Here is an 18,491-nt window from a genome sequence, read left to right on the forward strand (position 1 = left end):
ATATCGTCATTCATCCCATAGACACATTTTTAAGTTAACATACATAGTATTTTTCATCGGTATGTCTTCTGCTTCGAGTAATTCTCTCTGTTCTTTCCATCCCGGTGCCAGTCTGCCTGCATGATTGACTACTCTGTGACAAGGATATCTTCCATAAAATTCAGCCATACTCAATACTCTACCGACAAGCCTAGCATTCTTTTCTCTCCCGATCAGTCTCGCAATCTGACCGTAAGTCGCAACTTTACCTTCTGGAATCTCATCAACTACAGATAACACTTCATAAATCAAGTTCTCATCCAAAATACGACCCATTCTTTCACCTCGAAACTTTTAAAAAATCCATTAATACAGTTTGTATATTATTAATTTGAGGTTACTTTACCTCACATATCCTTATTGTATAAGATTACTGACTAAAATAAAAAGTATTTAATGTATTTCCTTTTTGATTTTATATTTTCAGTTATTTTGAATAAAAGGATTTCTTACAAGTTATTTTATTTTTACTATCTCACTTTGTGTGTTACAAAGAGTGTACAGAGAATTAGCAGAAAAAGGTTCAGTAAAGGAGATTGGCATTATGGAAAAAGAATTTGATATAATAGTCATTGGTAGTGGTGTATCTGGAATGGGAACAGCTTCTAGTTTAGCATCAGCCGGTAAGCAAGTCGCTATAATAGAAGAAGATTTATGGGGTGGAACTTGCCCGAACCGAGGTTGTGATCCAAAGAAAGTACTGGTTTCAGCGGTTGAAGCTAAGGATCATATTCAACAATTACAAGGGAAAGGGATAAATACTGTCCCTAAAGTTAATTGGCCAGAGTTAATGGCATTCAAAGAAACTTTTACTTCACCTGTACCGAAACGAAGCAAAGAAAGTCTGGAATCAGCCGGCGTAAAAACCTTTACTGGAAAAGCAGAATTTATCGATGAGCATCGATTAAAAGTAAACGAAAATGAACTAAAAGCAGAACAATTTGTCATCGCTGCTGGTGCACGTCCTTCTATACTAGATATTGAAGGAAAAGAGCATTTTTTAACGAGCAATGACTTCTTATCTCTTCCAGAGATGCCTGAGACGATTACTTTAGTGGGTGGCGGTTATATCGCTTTTGAATTTGCGGCTATAGCAAATGCCGCTGGAGCTAAAGTTCACGTTATTCAACACAACGATCGACCACTTAAAGCGTTTGACCGTGAATTAGTTGACCTGCTAATGGAACAATTAAAATCTAAAGGGGTCACTTTCCATCTAAATATAGAAGTTTCCAAGATTGAAAAAACGTCAATTGGTTATTCATTAATGGATGATTCAAATTTTCAATTAAACACTGACTTAGTGTTCTGCACTACAGGAAGAATTCCGAACACAGACGTACTGAAACTTGAGAACGCTGGAGTAGAATATGATAAAAAAGGCATTACTGTTAACGAATTTCTCCAAACCAGCAATCCAGCTATTTTTGCAATCGGAGATATTTTATCTAAAAGCCAACCGAAACTAACACCTGTATGTAGTTACGAAGCAAGTTATGTAGTCTCTTATCTGACTAGAAAAGAGACTGCATCCATATCGTATCCAAGCATCCCTACGATGGTATTTTCTGGTCCTAAACTAGCTCAAATCGGTGTAGTGATTGACGAAAGTAATGATGACTACGAACTATCCACCATTGATGTCACTAAGTGGTTCAGCTATCACAGAACCAATGAACCTATTTCAAAAGTCAAGGTCATCACTGACAAGAAAACAGGTCTACTAGTCGGCGCAGCTTGTTTAAATAATGAAGCAGATGAACTGATCAATTACTTCAGCCAGCTGATTGAGAAAAAAGTTTCTGGTTCAGAAGTCGCTAAGCATATCTTTGCTTATCCAACAATTGCCAGTGACTTATCTTCACTATATTCTTAATCTTAGAACACAACATATAAGCAATCAAAAGGTTGATTCTCTGATTGAAAACAGAGAATCAACCTTTTTAATAGTAAAAATCTCAATTACTTTTGCTACGGTTCTCCTTGATACACCTAAATGATGTTTTTGACAGCATCGAAATATTTAAAAGGATTGTAACTAAATATAATATATCTATAAATCTATCTTTTTCCCATTAACACTAAACTCAATTATTTCTGTGTTCAATTACATAAGTAATTTCGTAAGGTTTTCCATCTACGTCTAGCTTGTGTTGTACAAAAGTCATTAAATTATCCCCATCTAAATCAGATCTACCGCTAGAATGTTCGATCTTTTCCCCCACAATGTTTTTTTCAAGAATTTCAGTCATTAATTTATTATAGGCCTCTGTCAAAATAGCATAATCACCATTATCACCGTACCATTTTGCATCAACAATCTCTAACCAATTAAACCACAGCTCTTCAGGGTCTTCTCCATATTCTTCGGCTATCTCATAGACAGTCTTCTGATCACCTGAGAAATCATCTATAGCATTTAATCTTGTTATAATTATATCGTACCATTCAAGGTCTTCTTCGGTAAGATGTCTTAATTTAGTTACTTCTGGATAAAAGGTTGTTGTAATCTCCTTAGCTACAATACTTCTTTCTTCAACTTCTTCTACAGTTTCTGCTACGGCCACTTCTGTTGTATTCTCTGAACTTTCTTCCTTACCGGTTGCGGCAGAACAAGCACCTAATATCAAACCTTACCATCCAATTAATAATAATTTATTAACCATAATCGCCTCCAAAGTATATTATTTAGCATTTTTTACTCTTATATCCATATACTTTTGATACATAAAATTTCCATAAAATCTATATTCGAATTATGTTTCTTTATTAATTTTTAGCGATTGAGATCCAGTATATCTCTATGTAAAAATACCTTATTCAAATTTAAAATTCAGCATACTTTTCCCAATAAGTTCTTCTCTTTTTTTCCATGAGAATTGAACTGCGTATTGTTTGCCAATTTCTGCTTCATCGATACCAATGTTTATTGATGTACTCTTCATAATACTTCTTTCATTAACTTTCTCAGAATCATTTTTTACTTCAATTAAACTAACCTCAGTTGGTTTTGGATTCAGCATACTCCAGTCAATAAGAATGTTGTCCCCAACTTCTACATCTCCTGAATGGATTTCAGGAAAATTATAAGTGATGTCATTTTCAGTAGTGTCCCAAAATACCTCTTCATAAACACTGTCAAATCCTGTTGATAAACCGTCTTTTGCATTTACAAGTTTTATAGAAGGCACTTCTTCAGGTCGGATAGCGGAGATTTCTTCACTACTCTGCATAGTAGACTCTTCTGTACTTATCTTATTTGGTGACGCTTTTTCTGAATCTGAACAAGCTGAAAGAATTACCATACTTGACAGTATCAATATGCGATCTATATGTTTTTTCACTTCAATTCTCCTTATACAGAAAATTTATTACTTTTTGAATAATAACTTTATCCAAAATTTCAAGTTTAAGTTAGCCACTTAGTAAAACTAAATTTCATGCGATATTTGACGGTTACTATCTGTGTAGTGAGGGCTTGATAATGAGCTGAGACATGATAGTCTTTTGACAAGCTGGCTTCAGCCAGCTCTACAGCTTTAAAATCATGTCGAAGGAGGCTCGTTGTCAAGCCCTCACGGGTTAAGCCACTTGCTTTTCTAATCGTAAGGCATTGACGAAACACTCATGAGGTGTTTTATAATCCAATATTTTTCTGGGATAATCGTTCATCCATTGTTGTATACGCAAGCATTGTGCTTCTGAGACTCGACCATTCGGCTTCCCTTTGGGAATGAAACGACGAATGAATTTATGCTGGTTCTCACTTGTTCCCCGTTCAAACGATGCATAGGGATGACTAAAATAGATGTCTAAAGTATCCTTTAAGGCCTCATAAAGTCCTGCAAACTCAGAACCGTTATCAGATGTTATCGTTTTAAATAATGTAGAGAATGTATGACCTGATCGTTTTTGAAGGTCACGAATCGCCTGATTAACCGATTCCTGATCTTTTCCATTTACTTTTAAGATGACTTCAAATCGGGTCTGTCGTTCAGCCAAAGTGAGCAGTACAGCATCGGTCTTTTCTTTATTACCTACTACTGTATCAATTTCCCAGTGACCAAACGATTCACGGGTATCGATTTCTTTTGGTCGACGATCAATCGATGGGCCGAGAACGCGTTTATTTGGCCGTTTCTTTTGAGCAGAAACCTTTGGTTTCCGAGATAACTTTTCCAGCAAATCAATGTTTTTCGTTCTCATAATTCCTCTATCTATCCAGCCATAAAGCGTGGTTGTACAAGGGATAATTGAAGCATCGAACAATTCATGTCTTTTAGCAAAACCAACCACAGTATCAGGGGACCATTTATCATCCAGCATTTTCTCATCAGCCCATTCAATGAACGCATCTGTATCGGCCCATTTTGGCCGCCGGCCACAGTTCAATCGCTGTTTATCATAGTCAGCTTGAGCAGCATCAGCATCATATACATCGTCATAATAATCGTAGATCTTACCGTTTTGCTTTTGACGTCTTAGTTGAGTAACGGTTCCGCGCTGGATTTCATTATTGATGGTCTGAGGAACTCGCCCGATGACATCAGCAATGCGACGATTGGAGTAGTCTTCCTGCTTCAACACAGCTATTTGAACCCTCTCTGCGTATGATAAGTGTTTTCCTTTACGTGCTAATGTGTTATCGTTAGAGTGCGTCATGTGAATTCATCCTGTCTATTGAGAGTTAGTGGTAACTTCAATATAACATGAAATTCACATGGCGTTTTTTGTATGTTAGCTCAGGTGACTAACTTCATTATAAAATCCAGCATAATAACTTTATATGTAATCACTTCTTATAAAAAACATACCTCATATACATTTTACCTAAGTAATTCTACTTTTACCAATTTTCTTAAATGGAATAAAACTAAACACACTATTTTTCAAAATTCGAAAAATAGTGTGCTCTTCAAAAATCTCATTCACTTATGATACAGCTCTCCATATCTCAGGTAACTGAGGTTTTTAATCGCTATAGAATTGTTAAAGAATTTGTTTATTAATATTTATGGTAAGAATATCCGTACCATTCGAAACGAATGAAATTGATAGAAAACTGTGAATGCTAATATAATCCATGCGTTGCACTACGTGATAGTAGTTTTAGTTAATGATTTCCCCTTTATTCTTAGCCAGTCTTTCATCCCATTCCTGTCGTTGTGAATCAGTCAGTTTTTCCCAGTCCGTTACTTCTCCCAAAACTCTTAGAGGTTTTTGTGAGCGATAAGAACGAGTTAAATTACCAGGGAATTTCTTGTCCGTTACATTAGGGTCGTTTTCAAACTCACCGATAGGTTCTACAATATAAACACGTTCGTTTCCTTCCCCTTTTGCTAGTGCTGCAGCAAGTCCCGCACCATTGATGTTTGCTGTGAAATAGATGTGATTCATTTTAAGATCTTTTTCATAATTTGATTTATTCCCAGCTGTCAGCAAATCGCCAACTTGTAAATCTGCCTTTGCCCCATGATAAAAAGGACCAGCGTCAGTCGGTTTACCTTGATGTGAATACGATAATTCAACGTTTTTTCTAGCATTTTCAGTATCACTCATTGCTTCATAGTATTTAGCGATATTTAAATACAAAGTTGGATAAGCACTTTTAACATTCTCATCATTAATTTTTAGAGCAAAGACCAAGGATTTTTCCATCCATTTTAATTTATTGTCGGCATTTTTTTGTCTTAATCCTAAATGATAAGCTACAATAAACCTTTCATAGTCATCCCTTGATTGATCCCATGCTTTAAGAAAAACCTCGATAGCACCATCCAAATTACCACTTTCTTCTAGAGCCATCCCTTTCATACAGAGCTGGATAATAGGGTTACTTGGGTCAAATTTCATTCTCATCTTCTTTTCCCTCCTAATTTTAAATATCTGAATTTTTATCATTACTATTGATACGACTCCCGGTATCAACGGTAGCTGCCTTTTTAAATCCCTATTAAATCTTTACGATTATCATTATAACTTATAGAGGTACTCTTAAGTTTAAATAGTTAATTTAAATGCTTTATCAAATGACTCTTCTATTTACTTGCGTGCTTTACTTACTTTTAAAGCTTTCCCTTTCACCTTGCGATGTTGCATTTCAGAAATGACGTAAGGTCCTTTACCATTCATGATTTCAACATAGGTGACATTTTCCTGAATCGTGATAATACCGATATCTTCAGCTGATATATCTCTAATACTCGTCAATGTTCCGACGAAATCAACAGCACGTAGCTTCTTCTTTTTGCCACCATTAAAGTAAACCTTAGTGATATACTTGTTCAGCTCTTTATTACGGGCGATTTTCGGTGCAATGCGTGTTTTTATTTTCTTTTCAAAAGCTGCCTTTGCCCGAGTGACCACGCGATCATTAGGCGCAAATACTTCCGTAATCTCATGGTTATCATCGAAGGCATACTCACGAATTTCCTGCCAGCGTGTTCGGTCATTCTCACTGACCATCGTTAACGCGAGTCCTGTTTTGCCTGCTCGACCTGTCCGGCCTGTCCGATGCGTGTAGCTTTCTTTTTCAAAAGGAACATCATAATTGACGACATGCGTCACATTGTCAATATCTATTCCACGAGCAGCAACGTCTGTGGCTACCAAGTAACGAAGTTTCCCAGAGCGAAATTCATTCATTACGTCTAAGCGATCGTCTTGATCCATTCCGCCGTGCAATTTATCGATGGGTAAATCGGCTTTGTCCAAATGCCTTACAACACCATCTACCACATCTTTCGTATTACAAAAGATGATACAGGCATCCGGATTCTCAATTGTTAATAGGTCTAACAATATCTTTTCTTTAGCTGCTTCTTCAACATTGATATAAGAATGTAAAATTTTGGGAGTATTCTCTATTGAGGATTCCATTTTGACAGAAGCACGGTCAGGACTCATATAAAAACTGGTCAGACGATTGATTTCTGATGACATGGTCGCAGAAAACAGCATCGTTTGTCGTTCTTTTGGTAAGTAATCAATAATGTCTTCTACCTGTTCGATGAACCCCATATTGAGCATTTCGTCTGCTTCATCTAAGACCAAGCTGCTGACTTTATCTACTACTAATGTGTTATCTTTTAAATGCTCTAGGATCCGACCCGGAGTACCGACAACAATGTGACTTTTTTGCTTCAGTTCGGATTTCTGTGTTTTAAAGGAAGACTTACCAAATACCGCAGTTACCTTTATTCGCTTCAATCGACCGATATTCATGATATCGTTCTTGACCTGGAGCGCTAACTCCCGAGTTGGGACCAAAATCAAGGCTTGAGGTTTATTCTCTTCCCACTCTGCTTGTTCACACAGTGGAATACCAAAAGCAACGGTTTTACCACTGCCAGTTTGGGACTCGACGAGGATATCTTGTCTCTTTAATGCCAACGGAATGACCGATTCCTGTACCGCTGTCGGATTGAAGTACCGTAAACTCGTTAGTGCTTTTAGGATTTCAGAACTGATCCCAAATGTTTCAAATGATGTATGATTCATATTTTCCTGCTTTCTTTTTCTTTGCTGAATGGTTAATAATAGATTTTAAACGATTTACAATTTTTTAAAATAAGCAGACTCTTCTGCAGTCTAAAGTCTACCATTCTAATTTGAATCATGAAACACTTTTATCGCTTCTAAAGTTTGTTGTTGCTAACGCTCTAATTTAAAAGAAACTTAGCCAGTACTTTTCTTTTAAAAACGTATTATCCTTCAACATTTTTTAAGAAAAATAAAAAGCAGAAACCCGCCAATGCAAAGTTTCTGCTTATGCTTAATTCTTTATGCTGTTTATCATACCGCTTATCTTGTCAAGAATATCTTTAATCTGTTACTTCTCTAAATATATCCTTATCTACTTATGGTACGGTTCCCCACGCATGATTCTAAAGGCACGATAAATCTGTTCTGTTAGGATCAGTCTCATCAGCTGATGCGGATAAGTCATTTTGCCAAAGGAGATGGTTTCGTCACTTCGATTCAGCACTTCTTCACTCAATCCAAGGGATCCCCCAATAACGAATACAATACTGCTATTTCCGTGGATCATCAACTGCTGTATTTCATTAGCAAAGTTTTCCGATGTACGCTCTTTAGACTTAATAGCTAATGAATAAACATATGCCTGGTCAGGAATTTTAGCTAATATTCGTTGCCCTTCTTTCTCTTTAATCTGTTTCATCTCAGCTGCACTCAAACTTTCCGGGGCTTTTTCATCAGCGACTTCTATGTTTTTGAATTTTGTATACGCGCTTAATCTTTTGGCGTACTCTTCAATTCCATTGATCAGATATTTCTCTTTTAATTTTCCTACTGAAATAACTGTTATATCCATTATTTCCCTCCTTATTTATCAAAATTATTCATCATTTTAGCTAATATTTTTTTCAATTGTGAGAATTCCTCTTCTTCGAGGTTTAGGTGCTTAATAAAATTAACTGGAATACTTTCTGCTTTTTTCTCCGCCTTTATTCCTTTTTCTGTTAAGCTGACTTCCACCACTCGTTCATCGTTTGTTGATCTTACCCTAGTGATTAGTCCATTTTCTTCCATTCGTTTTAACATTGGTGTCAAAGTTCCTGAATCAAGAAATAACCGATTCCCTAAAGATTTTACCGAAATTATCTGGACTTCCCAAAGTACAAGCAAAGCTAGGTACTGAGGATACGTTACATTTAATTCCTTTAATAAAGGACGATATATTTTAGTCATCTGTCTTGTCGTTGCATACAATGAAAAACATACTTGATTTTCTAGTTTTAATAGTTCATTTGCCATATTCATCTCTCCTCTATAACAGTATAACAATTTAAAAAGAAGTTTTATATAGTTTGACTTCCACCATTAAGTTGTGTACAATTTAATTGTACACAAAATCAGTAAAAGGACAGGTGATTTATATGACAAATGCACTATATACTGCTTCATCAACAGCAACTGGAGGTCGTCAAGGACATGTTAAATCTTCAGATAACGTTCTTGACTTAGAATTAACAGTACCTAAAGGATTAGGTGGCCAAGGCGAAGAAGGAAAAACAAATCCTGAACAGTTATTTTCAGCTGGATATTCAGCATGTTTCGATAGCGCACTTCAATTAGTTGCCGGAAAAGCTAAGAAAAAAATCAATTCTACTGTAACTGCTGCAGTTAGCATAGCAAAAGCTGGCGAAGGATTTGGATTAGCAGTCGAATTAACAGCAGAAATTGAAGGTGTCACTCAAGAAGAGGCTGAAGAACTAGTTGAAAAAGCCAACCAAATTTGTCCTTATTCACGAGCAATCAATGGTAACGTAGAAGTCAAAAAAACAGCAATTGCAAAATAAAAATTCCTCTATATACTTAAGACCCTACTTTTTTTAGAAAGTGGGGTCTTCTTTTCCACTATTGTGCACAGTTATCCCCAACACTTATACACATATCCACAGGATTGTTCCCCTAATTTTCGTTTTTTACTTCTCATATTTCTATTTGTTCGCCTAATATTTTCTAAAATAACTTTAAGTTATCCCCATGTCTAATTTGTTTTCTCACAATTTTTAAACGACCTAAAACCTTTATACATCAACCTTTTATTAGGTAAAAACTGGTTAGTCATTAATCTTATACACAACGCTGTTTAAATTTGTGGATAACTTTATTTCAGAAATATATTGTTTTTTTAGTCTCTTTTCAAAATTTATCCACAATTTAAATTTAAAGTCCACATACTTATACACAGAACAAAAAAAGAACACATCTTTTTAGTAGATGTGCTCTTAAAATATTTTTCCTATAGTGCCTGATCAGATGCTCTCATATTAATTGTTGTTTTCTCTAGAGATCCGTCACGATAATATTCAACTTCAACATTGTCTCCTATTTCTGTATCGTAGATTTGTTGTCTCAATTCTATTCCGTTTGTTACATCTACTCCATTGAATTTTACTATGATATCATTTTGTGCTAATTCAGCTTCTGCTGCTGCACTTCCACTCGTTACTTCAGCAATTACAACTCCTCCTGCTATATCTTCAGGTACGTTGAGCACAGATTCTTGCTGTTGTTGTGAGATCATAGCCAAATCAACCATACCGATTCCTAAAACAGGTCTCGTAATTTCTCCAGATTCCTCTAACTGGTTAATAATATCTACTGCATCATTACTTGGTATTGCAAATCCCATTCCTTCAACTGTCGAAGTAGAAATTTTCATTGAGTTTATCCCAATAACTTGTCCAGCTATATTCACTAATGGTCCACCAGAGTTCCCAGGATTGATTGCTGCATCTGTTTGGATAGCTGTCATTTCCCAATCGTATTCTCCATCTCCATCTGTATCAACTGGTACTGAACGTTCAACTGCTGAAATAATACCAGAGGTTACAGATGAGGCAAAGTCAGTTCCAAGTGGAGATCCAATAGCTATGGCTGGTTCCCCTACTGCAAGCTCCTCAGAATTTCCAAATTCTGCAACTGAACTAACGTCTTCTGAATCAATAGTCAACACAGCTAAATCTGTCCATACATCAGCTCCTATTACTTCAGCTTGGACTCTTGTACCATCTTTCAACAAAACATCAACTGCATCTGAACCTTCTATAACGTGGTTATTCGTAAAAACATATGCAGTGTCTCCATCTACTTTGTAAACAGCACCACTACCTGTTCCTACTTGTTGTAAACTTTCTTCATCCTCTGTCTCTTCACCATCCTGAGTACTCCCATACCATCCATATGGATTTTCAGCTGCTTGTTGCATGTTGATTACTGATACAACTGCATCATCAATGGTACTAACTGCATCCGTAACACCCGAAGAGGCATCTACATTCACTTCTGAGACAGCTACATCTCCTTCTTCATTTACATTCCCTGTTTCATTTCCACCGTCTTCTTGACTCTGATCAGCAACCTCACATCCTGCCAATAAACTAGCAGTCATTCCTACTACCATAAGTTTTTTAAAATTTATATTATGCATTGTTATAATTCCCCTCTCAACATATTATCTTACCTTCGATATGATTGTACAATTTTATTTTGAATTTTTATTGAATGAACATTGAATAAATCGCTCTACGTCAAACGTATTTTAACATAATATGTGAAGAATCTATATTTTTTTGATTTTATTCTTTTAAAAGACTGTGATTCTACTTGATTAAGCAGAATCACAGTCTTTTAAAGTATTATTTCTCTTATACAAGTCCTTGTGAAATCATTGCTTGAATCACACGATCAAATCCAGCAATATTCGCTCCTGCCATAAGATTATTTTTTTCAGCGTATTTAGAAGCTGTCTCGCTACAGACTATATAAATATTTTTCATAATAATCTTTAATTCACTATCTACTTTTTCAAATGTCCACGGTAAACGTGCAGAGTTCTGCGCCATTTCCAGTGCAGATACTGCTACACCACCAGCATTAGCTGATTTTCCTGGACAGTATAATATGCCATTTTTACTGTAAGAATCAATAGCTTTCTTGCTAGATGGCATGTTAGCTCCTTCAGCAACTATTTTAGCTCCAGCTTTAGCAATTTCATGAGCTGCATTCAGATCAATTTCATTCTGGGTAGCACACGGCAAGGCAATATCATATGCTTCTTTTAATGTCCAAACAGATTCTCCTTCTACATATACCGCATCCGTATGAACATCTATATAGTCTTTGATTCGACTACGACGAACTTCTTTAATTTCTTTTACAAGATCTAAATCAATCCCATCAGCATCATAAATATATCCAGAAGAATCTGAACATGTCAGTACTGTAGCACCTAATTCTTGAGCTTTTTCAATTGCATAGATTGAAACATTTCCACTACCCGACACAACAACTTTCTTATCTTTTAGTGAATCTTGTCTATCTTTTAAAGCGTTCTGAACAAAGTAAACTAGTCCATAACCAGTCGCTTCTGTTCGCGCTAAACTCCCCCATGAATTAAGTGGTTTCCCTGTTAAAACTCCTGCTGTATAACCATTCAATCGTTTGTATTGTCCAAATAAGAATCCGATTTCTCTTCCTCCAACACCGATATCTCCAGCGGGTACGTCGATATCAGGACCAATATGTTTCTGGAATTCTGTCATAAAACTCTGGCAGAAGCGCATAACTTCAGAATCCGATTTTCCTTTAGGATCGAAATCACTTCCACCTTTTCCACCACCGATCGGTAGCCCAGTTAAACTATTTTTGAATATCTGTTCAAATCCTAAAAATCTTACAATACTTTCATTTGTAGTAGGATGGAACCTAAGACCACCTTTATAAGGTCCAATTGCTGAATTATATTGAACTCGATAAGCTCGGTTGACTTGCCATTTCCCCTTATCATCTTGCCAAGGTACACGAAACTGGATTAGTCTTTCTGGTTCAACAATCAGAGATAACAGATTTTTTTCAATTATTTCTGTGTGTTCATCAAGATAAATTTCTAATGTTGGCAGAAATTCTTCTACCGCCTGAATAAATTCTTTTTTCTCTGCATGTTTTTCTTTTAATTCTCTTAATACTTGCTCAATGTACGATTTAGATGTCAATCTATTCACAGCTCCTTCTTAAATAAATGCTTCTTATCATTTTATCATAATTATTTATTTTTAAGAAGTTTTTCATTATAACATTGCAATTATCTGACAAAAATGATAAAAAAGAAGCAGGCTTTTATATAAAAAGCCCACTTTCGATTTCCTATTTTTTTTTATAACATGAATAATGGCGAAGCTTCTACAGGATCTGTATCGAACAAAGTATAGTCATGACCCACACCAGTACCTTTTTGCTTAAGAATCTCTTCTACTGTGGAATGGGCTATTTCTTTCAGATTATTTTCCTTACTCAAATGTCCTAAATAAACTCTCTTCGTTCTATCACCGACGATTTCAGCGAGTGCCAATGCGCCATCTTCATTGGAAAGATGTCCTTTATCACCAAGAATGCGCTGCTTGAGAGACCATGGATAACGACCCATTCGCAACATGCTTAAATCATGATTGCTTTCAAATAAATACGCATCTGCATTTTTCACATAATCACGCATGTTATCACTAACGTATCCAGTATCTGTCAACATAACAAATCTCTTATTGTTTTTTTGAAAAGTATAAAACTGGGGATCTACTGCATCATGAGATACCCCAAAACTTGATACGTCAATATCACCAATCGTCATAGTCTTATTCATATCGAAGTGATGCTTTTGCTCTATTTTTATTTTACCTAATTTAGGTTCCATTGCCTTCCACGTATTTTGGTTTGCATAGATATCTAAATTATATTTACGTGCCAAGATTCCAACACCCTTAATGTGATCACTATGTTCATGTGTAACCAAAATGGCATTCAAATCTTCTGGACGACGATCAATCTGCTTCAGTAACTCAATGGCTTTCTTGCCACTGAATCCACAATCTACTAATATTTTTATTTTATCTGATTCAATATAAGTGATATTTCCAGTACTTCCGCTGGCCAATACGCTTATTTTTAATCCAGATTGTTCAGCTTCTAACATTTAGAATTTCCTCTCTGGTCAATTGTCATTGTTTATCTTACAATAAACCGATCTACTAAATCAAGAAGCCGTTTAATCGAATGCTAAACGGCTTCTTGATTTACTCATATATTCAAATTTTCTAGAGAAAAGAAATTATTCTTCTGCTTCAATTGGCTCTTCCACCTCTGATGTATCTTCTGAGGATGCGTCTTCTGATTCATCACTTTCTTCTAACGCAGGAGTATCTGTAGGATCAGATAATATTCTTCCATTAGTATCTACTGCATCTACTCTAAAAACTTCACTTTCATTGCTATTTGTAACAGGTACCAACCATATCGGTCCATACATACTCAAATTTTCTAAATTTAATGTTCTCTGGTAAGCTAGAATAGGGGTTTCTACTTTTGATCCCGATGCTAATTCATTATTCTGAAATAAAATCTCTATAGCCCTTTCAGCAGTAATCAGTTCATCAGAAGAGCCTTGTTCTTTCATTGGACCAGCATAAGTCTGCTGGTAAGAAATAATATTCCCGTCACCACCGTAATATAAAGAAATTTCAGAAGTCCCATCTCCGATAGGAATACCATTTACCATCTGACCGTAGATGAATCGATTCCCCTCTCTATCATATCTAAGGTAATCATACTGCTCTCCAAACAGGACAGACGAACTATTGACAAATTCATCTAACAAAGTCAGATCTGCTTCTGTGAACCCATCTTCAGGATTACCTTCTAATTCGATAGGATCGGATAAAATACTAGTATAAAGTGTTCCTTCTGAATCAATAGATCCAGCTTGGTTCTCTAAAGATTCTGCATTGTCTTCTAGAAGCATATTAGCATCTGCCTGCATATAATAAACCTCTGATTCAACTTCAGGCAACGTTTGTGGATACTCAATTCCTCTATCACGCATATCAGAAGTAAAATCTTGTGTAGGATTCGTTGTAGCATACTGAAGATCCGTTCTACTGATAAAACTCACTAAAAGATAAATATTCAATAGTACAAAAGCTAACAGAAAGATATTTTCAATTTTTTTAAAGTCCATTGAGTGATCCCTCCTGTAACTCCATAAATTGATCGACTGTATACCAGTTACTATCATTTTCTACATTAATATACCAGTCAGGTTCAAAGTGGATCACCCGTTCGTCTTCTTCACTTTCTTCCCATGTCAGTCCTACTTTTAATCCCGTAATGGTAGAAAGGTCGATTCCTGCCGCCTCTAAGTTTCCAGCAATTTCACTTCCACTTGCCAACTCTTTTTCATCATATCCGTCTAATGAGATTGGCGTCTGAGCAACTCTCAATGGTATACGTAAATTTTTCATTCCACTTCCGTCTACTGTCAAAGCAACTTGTGAATCAAGCTGTTGATCGCTAAATACAGGCATCCCATCAAGATAACGTTGAAAAATTACTTCCCCAGTAGATGGATCATATGATTCATACCTTGATCTGTCTTTCCAGTTTTCCACTTTTGCTAATTCCTGAAAACTATTAGACAAACGTTCAGTCAGAGATAGTTCTTCCTGATTTGTTCTCTGACGTAAATAAGAAAGAGTATAATTTTCATCGTTAATAACTACTTCTGTTGTCAAGCTAGTGTATTGTTGCCCGTTCAAGGTAGATCTGACATCTACTTCCGATGTGTCTTCAAAAAATTGACTGATAAACAGTCTATCCGGCAAACGCTCAACTATATAATTTTCATAAGACAAACTCATTTCCGTATCTGGTACGTAAATAATTTGGTTTAACTCAAGTCCTGTTGCTTCTGTATAATGAATCGCTTCAGTATCTCGAAAACCTGCTAATAAATCTTCAGGAATCATAACTTCTTCAAACTCATAGGTTAATTCTTCCTGATCATTATAAAACAGCACTCTATCTTGATCGTTTAAATTAAATAAGACCCGGTCAAAAGTACGATTTTCGTAATCTGAAGGAATATCTTCAAACCGTTCACTAAATAAACCAAAAGGAATTTCTTCATCAAAAACAAATTCTACCCATGAGTCTTCATAAACTATTTGCTGATATTCTGAACGCGTGAGTGTTTTAGGCGTTTGAACATCACTGAATCTCATCGTTTGATAGCTTTGTTCAACTAAATCCTGAGTGTCTGCCAATGAAGCGAGCTGATGACTATCATAAGCTTCATGTAAAATTATTTGATTGGGAGAAAAAACTTCGGAACTCGAACGGTCGACTAGAGCAGGCGTCGTTGATCCTCCACTTGAAGTCGTTTGTTCATTAGACTGGCTACCCGTAGTCAGCAAACTGACACTTAAGAACAAACTAAGAACAATGAGCGCGCCGAGTAATATATGTTTTATATGTGTCCAAGTCACGACCATTCATCCTCCTCAAACGGCACATATGGAAGAGACAGGTTGAATGTTGTACCTTTTCCTTCCACACTCTCTGCCCATATACGTCCACCGTGTTGTTCAACGACTTCTTTGGAGATCGCTAATCCTAATCCACTTCCACCCATAGCTCGTGAACGTGCTCTATCTACACGGTAGAATCTGGAAAAGATTTTTACTAAATCTTTTTTAGGAATTCCCATTCCTTCATCTTTAATACTGATAATGACAGCTCTTTCTGTCTGACGCATTCTTCCCGTTATCGTTCCACCATCTGGAGAATACTTCAATGCATTATTCATAATATTGTCTAAAACCTGAATCATTCGATCAGTATCTATCTCTACAAAAGCAGGTCGATCTAGTAAATGTCTTTCTATATTATACTTTTTATCTTCATATTCTGTAGAGTGAATCAGCATATCAAATCGATTTAACACGTGATCTAATAATTCAGTAATATCGACTAATTCTACATCTAATTCACTTTTACCTGCATCAATTCTTGAAAGATGCAATAGATCCTGAATCATTCGAATCATTCGATCCGTCTCGTTCTGGGTAACTTCTAAGAAGCGTGGCGCTAGTTCGGGATCTTCCCATGCTCCATCTGCTAATGCTTCAATGTAACTTCTCATACTTGTTAATGGAGTTCTTAATTCATGAGAAACATTAGACACAAATTGTTTTCGTTCTTCTTCTATTTTCTCTTGCTCTGTTACATCATGTAATACACAAACGATTCCACTGATAAATCCTGTTTCTCTTTGAATCAATGAGAAAGAAGCTCTCAAAACTGTCGGTACACCCATGGTTGATCCACTGATCAGAATATCTTCTTGTTCTTCTAATATTTGTCTAAGTGTAAGTTCTTCTTCTACATCCAATACTTTTAGTAAACTTTTTCCGTTGGCTTCTTTACCTGTCACGTCCAGCATCGTTTCAGCCATACTATTGACGATTACAATCTTTCCTCGTCGGTCTGTTGCAATAACCCCATCTGTCATATGCGTTAAGACACTGTCTAACCTACGTCTCTCTGAATCGATCGATTCTTGTGCTTCAGCGACTTCGTCCGAAAGTTCGTTGATTAGAAAAGCTAATTGACCCAATTCATCTTCACCATATACTTTTAAGGTACCTGAATAATCTCCTTCAGCAATTGCACGTGTCTGTGTCTGCATTTCTTTGATTGGTTTAGTCAACGCGCGCGAAACCATATTTGCTAAAATCAAAGAAAGTACAATTGCTACGGCTGAAGATTGCAAGAAAATTCGGGTAATTTGTGAGATTTGATTATAAACATCTTCAATGTTACTTTCCATCAAGACGACACCTAGAAATTCAGGATCCTCGGCGTTCGAGAAAATAGGTTCCACAACTTTCCATCTTCTTCCAGAAGCGGCATCTTCGACTTGTCTAGTTACCGTATCTCCGTTTAGATGTGCACTTCTCACATCTGCATCCGTGGAAATCTGTCCAAGCATTCCTTGTTGTGTACTGTCGCTGATTCCTAAAACGACCATATTCGTATCTATAACTTGCAGTTCTGTAATGCCACTCCCCGAAAATTCCATAAGAAGATCATTAATTTGTTCTCTTGGATCTGTTTCAGCATCTTCATCACTTTCATAAGCTTCGAGTAAAGGGAGAATCGCACTTTCCAAAAAGGTTATCTGAGTTTGACGATCCCCTTCGAAGTTGTTAACTAATTGTCGTTCAATTTGGGTAATAAAATTCGCCCCAATGATCTGTAGGGCGAATACAAGTAACATTACAATAATAAATACGATTTTTGTATTGATAGATTGGTAAAAACGAATCTTTTTTTTCATATACGATTATTTCTCCTGTTGTTCAGGATTCCTTAAATAATACCCTACACCACGTCTAGTTACTAAAAAATTAGGATGGCTCGGATTATCTTCGATTTTCTCTCTCAATCGACGAACCGTTACATCAACAGTACGTACGTCTCCAAAGTAATCGTAACCCCAAACGGTCTCTAATAAATGTTCCCGCGTCATAACTTGTCCAATATGTCTTGCTAAATAATGTAACAATTCAAATTCTCTATGCGTTAATTCAATCGTACTGCCTCTTTTAGATATGATATAAGCATCTGGATGAACCGTTAAGTCTCCTACTTCTATATCGTTAGTTTCCGGTTTTTCGGGTTCTGCAGTTGGTACAGAGGATTGGCGTCTCAAATTAGCTTTGACCCGAGCAACTAACTCACGATTAGAAAAAGGTTTTGTTACATAATCGTCTGCTCCTAACTCTAGTCCCAGCACTTTATCAATTTCCTGGTCTTTAGCTGTTACCATAATAATGGGAATATCATGCTTTCTACGGACTTCTCGACAAACTTCCAATCCATCCATTTTAGGCAGCATTAAATCTAACACGATTAAATCCGGGGTGCTCTCTTCAACTTTTTCTACCGCCTCTTCCCCATCATAAGCAGTAACTACTTCGAATCCTTCTTTTTCAAGATTAAATTTTACTATATCTGAAATTGGCTTTTCATCATCTACCACTAATATTTTTTTCAAGTGATGCTCCTCCTCAGAAACATGTTTTTAATCA

General features: G+C 36.3%; 17 protein-coding genes. 2 read left to right on the plus strand and 15 right to left on the minus strand.

Features of this window, described 5'->3' with window-relative positions; all coding sequences use genetic code 11:
• Positions 1 to 6: 6 nt before the first annotated feature.
• A complete protein-coding gene (locus BKP56_RS02695; RefSeq protein WP_072693604.1) occupies positions 7 to 315 on the minus strand; it encodes an MGMT family protein in 309 nt (102 codons plus the stop codon).
• A gap of 268 nt (positions 316 to 583) precedes the next feature.
• On the opposite strand from BKP56_RS02695, the gene BKP56_RS02700 reads away from it, so the two are divergent.
• Positions 584 to 1,915, plus strand: a complete 1,332-nt coding sequence (locus BKP56_RS02700) for a dihydrolipoyl dehydrogenase family protein (RefSeq protein ID WP_072693605.1) — start codon at positions 584 to 586, stop codon at positions 1,913 to 1,915.
• A gap of 211 nt (positions 1,916 to 2,126) precedes the next feature.
• Here BKP56_RS02700 and BKP56_RS02705 read toward each other — a convergent pair whose 3' ends face one another.
• The 7 genes from BKP56_RS02705 to BKP56_RS02735 all read right to left on the minus strand — a co-directional run bounded on the left by BKP56_RS02705 (position 2,127) and on the right by BKP56_RS02735 (position 8,817).
• On the minus strand, positions 2,127 to 2,669 hold the full coding sequence (locus BKP56_RS02705) for a hypothetical protein (protein ID WP_232226923.1): 543 nt from the start codon (positions 2,667 to 2,669) through the stop codon (positions 2,127 to 2,129).
• 186 nt (positions 2,670 to 2,855) lie between these two features.
• A complete protein-coding gene (locus BKP56_RS02710) occupies positions 2,856 to 3,383 on the minus strand; it encodes a hypothetical protein (protein ID WP_072693606.1) in 528 nt (175 codons plus the stop codon).
• Positions 3,384 to 3,621: 238 nt separating this feature from the next.
• A complete protein-coding gene (locus BKP56_RS02715; RefSeq protein ID WP_072693607.1) occupies positions 3,622 to 4,701 on the minus strand; it encodes an IS30 family transposase in 1,080 nt (359 codons plus the stop codon).
• Positions 4,702 to 5,148: 447 nt separating this feature from the next.
• The gene (gene arr, locus BKP56_RS13835; RefSeq protein WP_198034015.1) at positions 5,149 to 5,598 is read right to left on the minus strand and encodes an NAD(+)--rifampin ADP-ribosyltransferase; all 450 of its coding nucleotides are present in this window, start codon (positions 5,596 to 5,598) and stop codon (positions 5,149 to 5,151) included.
• A 483-nt stretch (positions 5,599 to 6,081) separates the two neighbouring features.
• Positions 6,082 to 7,539 (minus strand): DEAD/DEAH box helicase, encoded by a 1,458-nt coding sequence (locus tag BKP56_RS02725; protein WP_072693609.1) that lies wholly within the window; start codon positions 7,537 to 7,539, stop codon positions 6,082 to 6,084.
• 355 nt (positions 7,540 to 7,894) lie between these two features.
• Complete coding sequence (gene rlmH / locus BKP56_RS02730) at positions 7,895 to 8,374, minus strand: 23S rRNA (pseudouridine(1915)-N(3))-methyltransferase RlmH (protein ID WP_072693610.1); 480 nt, start codon at positions 8,372 to 8,374, stop codon at positions 7,895 to 7,897.
• Positions 8,375 to 8,385: 11 nt separating this feature from the next.
• Positions 8,386 to 8,817, minus strand: a complete 432-nt coding sequence (locus BKP56_RS02735) for a MarR family winged helix-turn-helix transcriptional regulator (RefSeq protein ID WP_072693611.1) — start codon at positions 8,815 to 8,817, stop codon at positions 8,386 to 8,388.
• Positions 8,818 to 8,939: 122 nt separating this feature from the next.
• Here BKP56_RS02735 and BKP56_RS02740 point away from each other — a divergent pair, with 122 nt between their 5' ends.
• Positions 8,940 to 9,362 (plus strand): organic hydroperoxide resistance protein, encoded by a 423-nt coding sequence (locus BKP56_RS02740; protein ID WP_072693612.1) that lies wholly within the window; start codon positions 8,940 to 8,942, stop codon positions 9,360 to 9,362.
• A gap of 446 nt (positions 9,363 to 9,808) precedes the next feature.
• On the opposite strand, the gene BKP56_RS02745 is transcribed toward BKP56_RS02740, so the two are convergent.
• The 7 genes from BKP56_RS02745 to yycF form a co-directional block, all read right to left on the minus strand.
• Positions 9,809 to 10,999: a S1C family serine protease gene (locus BKP56_RS02745; RefSeq protein ID WP_072693613.1), complete on the minus strand. Its 1,191-nt coding sequence runs from the start codon at positions 10,997 to 10,999 to the stop codon at positions 9,809 to 9,811.
• 217 nt (positions 11,000 to 11,216) lie between these two features.
• Positions 11,217 to 12,563 (minus strand): NADP-specific glutamate dehydrogenase, encoded by a 1,347-nt coding sequence (gene gdhA / locus BKP56_RS02750; RefSeq protein WP_072693614.1) that lies wholly within the window; start codon positions 12,561 to 12,563, stop codon positions 11,217 to 11,219.
• Between the two features lie 161 nt (positions 12,564 to 12,724).
• Positions 12,725 to 13,537: an MBL fold metallo-hydrolase gene (locus BKP56_RS02755; RefSeq protein WP_072693615.1), complete on the minus strand. Its 813-nt coding sequence runs from the start codon at positions 13,535 to 13,537 to the stop codon at positions 12,725 to 12,727.
• Positions 13,538 to 13,672: 135 nt separating this feature from the next.
• On the minus strand, positions 13,673 to 14,578 hold the full coding sequence (locus BKP56_RS02760) for a two-component system regulatory protein YycI (protein WP_072693616.1): 906 nt from the start codon (positions 14,576 to 14,578) through the stop codon (positions 13,673 to 13,675).
• Positions 14,568 to 15,884 (minus strand): two-component system activity regulator YycH, encoded by a 1,317-nt coding sequence (yycH, locus tag BKP56_RS02765; RefSeq protein ID WP_198033976.1) that lies wholly within the window; start codon positions 15,882 to 15,884, stop codon positions 14,568 to 14,570. Before yycH ends, BKP56_RS02760 begins: the two co-directional genes overlap by 11 nt.
• Positions 15,881 to 17,737, minus strand: a complete 1,857-nt coding sequence (gene walK / locus BKP56_RS02770; protein ID WP_072693618.1) for a cell wall metabolism sensor histidine kinase WalK — start codon at positions 17,735 to 17,737, stop codon at positions 15,881 to 15,883. The genes yycH and walK overlap by 4 nt, the downstream gene beginning before the upstream one ends.
• A 6-nt stretch (positions 17,738 to 17,743) precedes the next feature.
• Positions 17,744 to 18,457 carry a response regulator YycF gene (gene yycF, locus BKP56_RS02775; RefSeq protein ID WP_072693619.1) on the minus strand — a complete coding sequence of 238 codons (714 nt, stop codon included), beginning with the start codon at positions 18,455 to 18,457 and terminating at the stop codon, positions 17,744 to 17,746.
• Between the last annotated feature and the right edge of the window lie 34 nt (positions 18,458 to 18,491).

This window comes from Marinilactibacillus sp. 15R (genome assembly GCF_001895285.1).
Lineage (GTDB): Bacteria > Bacillota > Bacilli > Lactobacillales > Carnobacteriaceae_A > Marinilactibacillus > Marinilactibacillus piezotolerans.

Bases quoted from the DNA above. Each gene is read 5' to 3' on its own strand.
- walK (WP_072693618.1), bottom strand. From the start codon at position 17,737: ATGAAAAAAAAGATTCGTTTTTACCAATCTATCAATACAAAAATCGTA.
- BKP56_RS02755 (WP_072693615.1), bottom strand. From the start codon at position 13,537: ATGTTAGAAGCTGAACAATCTGGATTAAAAATAAGCGTATTGGCCAGC.
- BKP56_RS02745 (WP_072693613.1), bottom strand. From the start codon at position 10,999: ATGCATAATATAAATTTTAAAAAACTTATGGTAGTAGGAATGACTGCT.
- BKP56_RS02695 (WP_072693604.1), bottom strand. From the start codon at position 315: ATGGGTCGTATTTTGGATGAGAACTTGATTTATGAAGTGTTATCTGTA.
- BKP56_RS02760 (WP_072693616.1), bottom strand. From the start codon at position 14,578: ATGGACTTTAAAAAAATTGAAAATATCTTTCTGTTAGCTTTTGTACTA.
- arr (WP_198034015.1), bottom strand. From the start codon at position 5,598: ATGAGTGATACTGAAAATGCTAGAAAAAACGTTGAATTATCGTATTCA.
- rlmH (WP_072693610.1), bottom strand. From the start codon at position 8,374: ATGGATATAACAGTTATTTCAGTAGGAAAATTAAAAGAGAAATATCTG.
- BKP56_RS02715 (WP_072693607.1), bottom strand. From the start codon at position 4,701: ATGACGCACTCTAACGATAACACATTAGCACGTAAAGGAAAACACTTA.
- BKP56_RS02700 (WP_072693605.1), top strand. From the start codon at position 584: ATGGAAAAAGAATTTGATATAATAGTCATTGGTAGTGGTGTATCTGGA.
- BKP56_RS02735 (WP_072693611.1), bottom strand. From the start codon at position 8,817: ATGGCAAATGAACTATTAAAACTAGAAAATCAAGTATGTTTTTCATTG.
- BKP56_RS02740 (WP_072693612.1), top strand. From the start codon at position 8,940: ATGACAAATGCACTATATACTGCTTCATCAACAGCAACTGGAGGTCGT.
- BKP56_RS02725 (WP_072693609.1), bottom strand. From the start codon at position 7,539: ATGAATCATACATCATTTGAAACATTTGGGATCAGTTCTGAAATCCTA.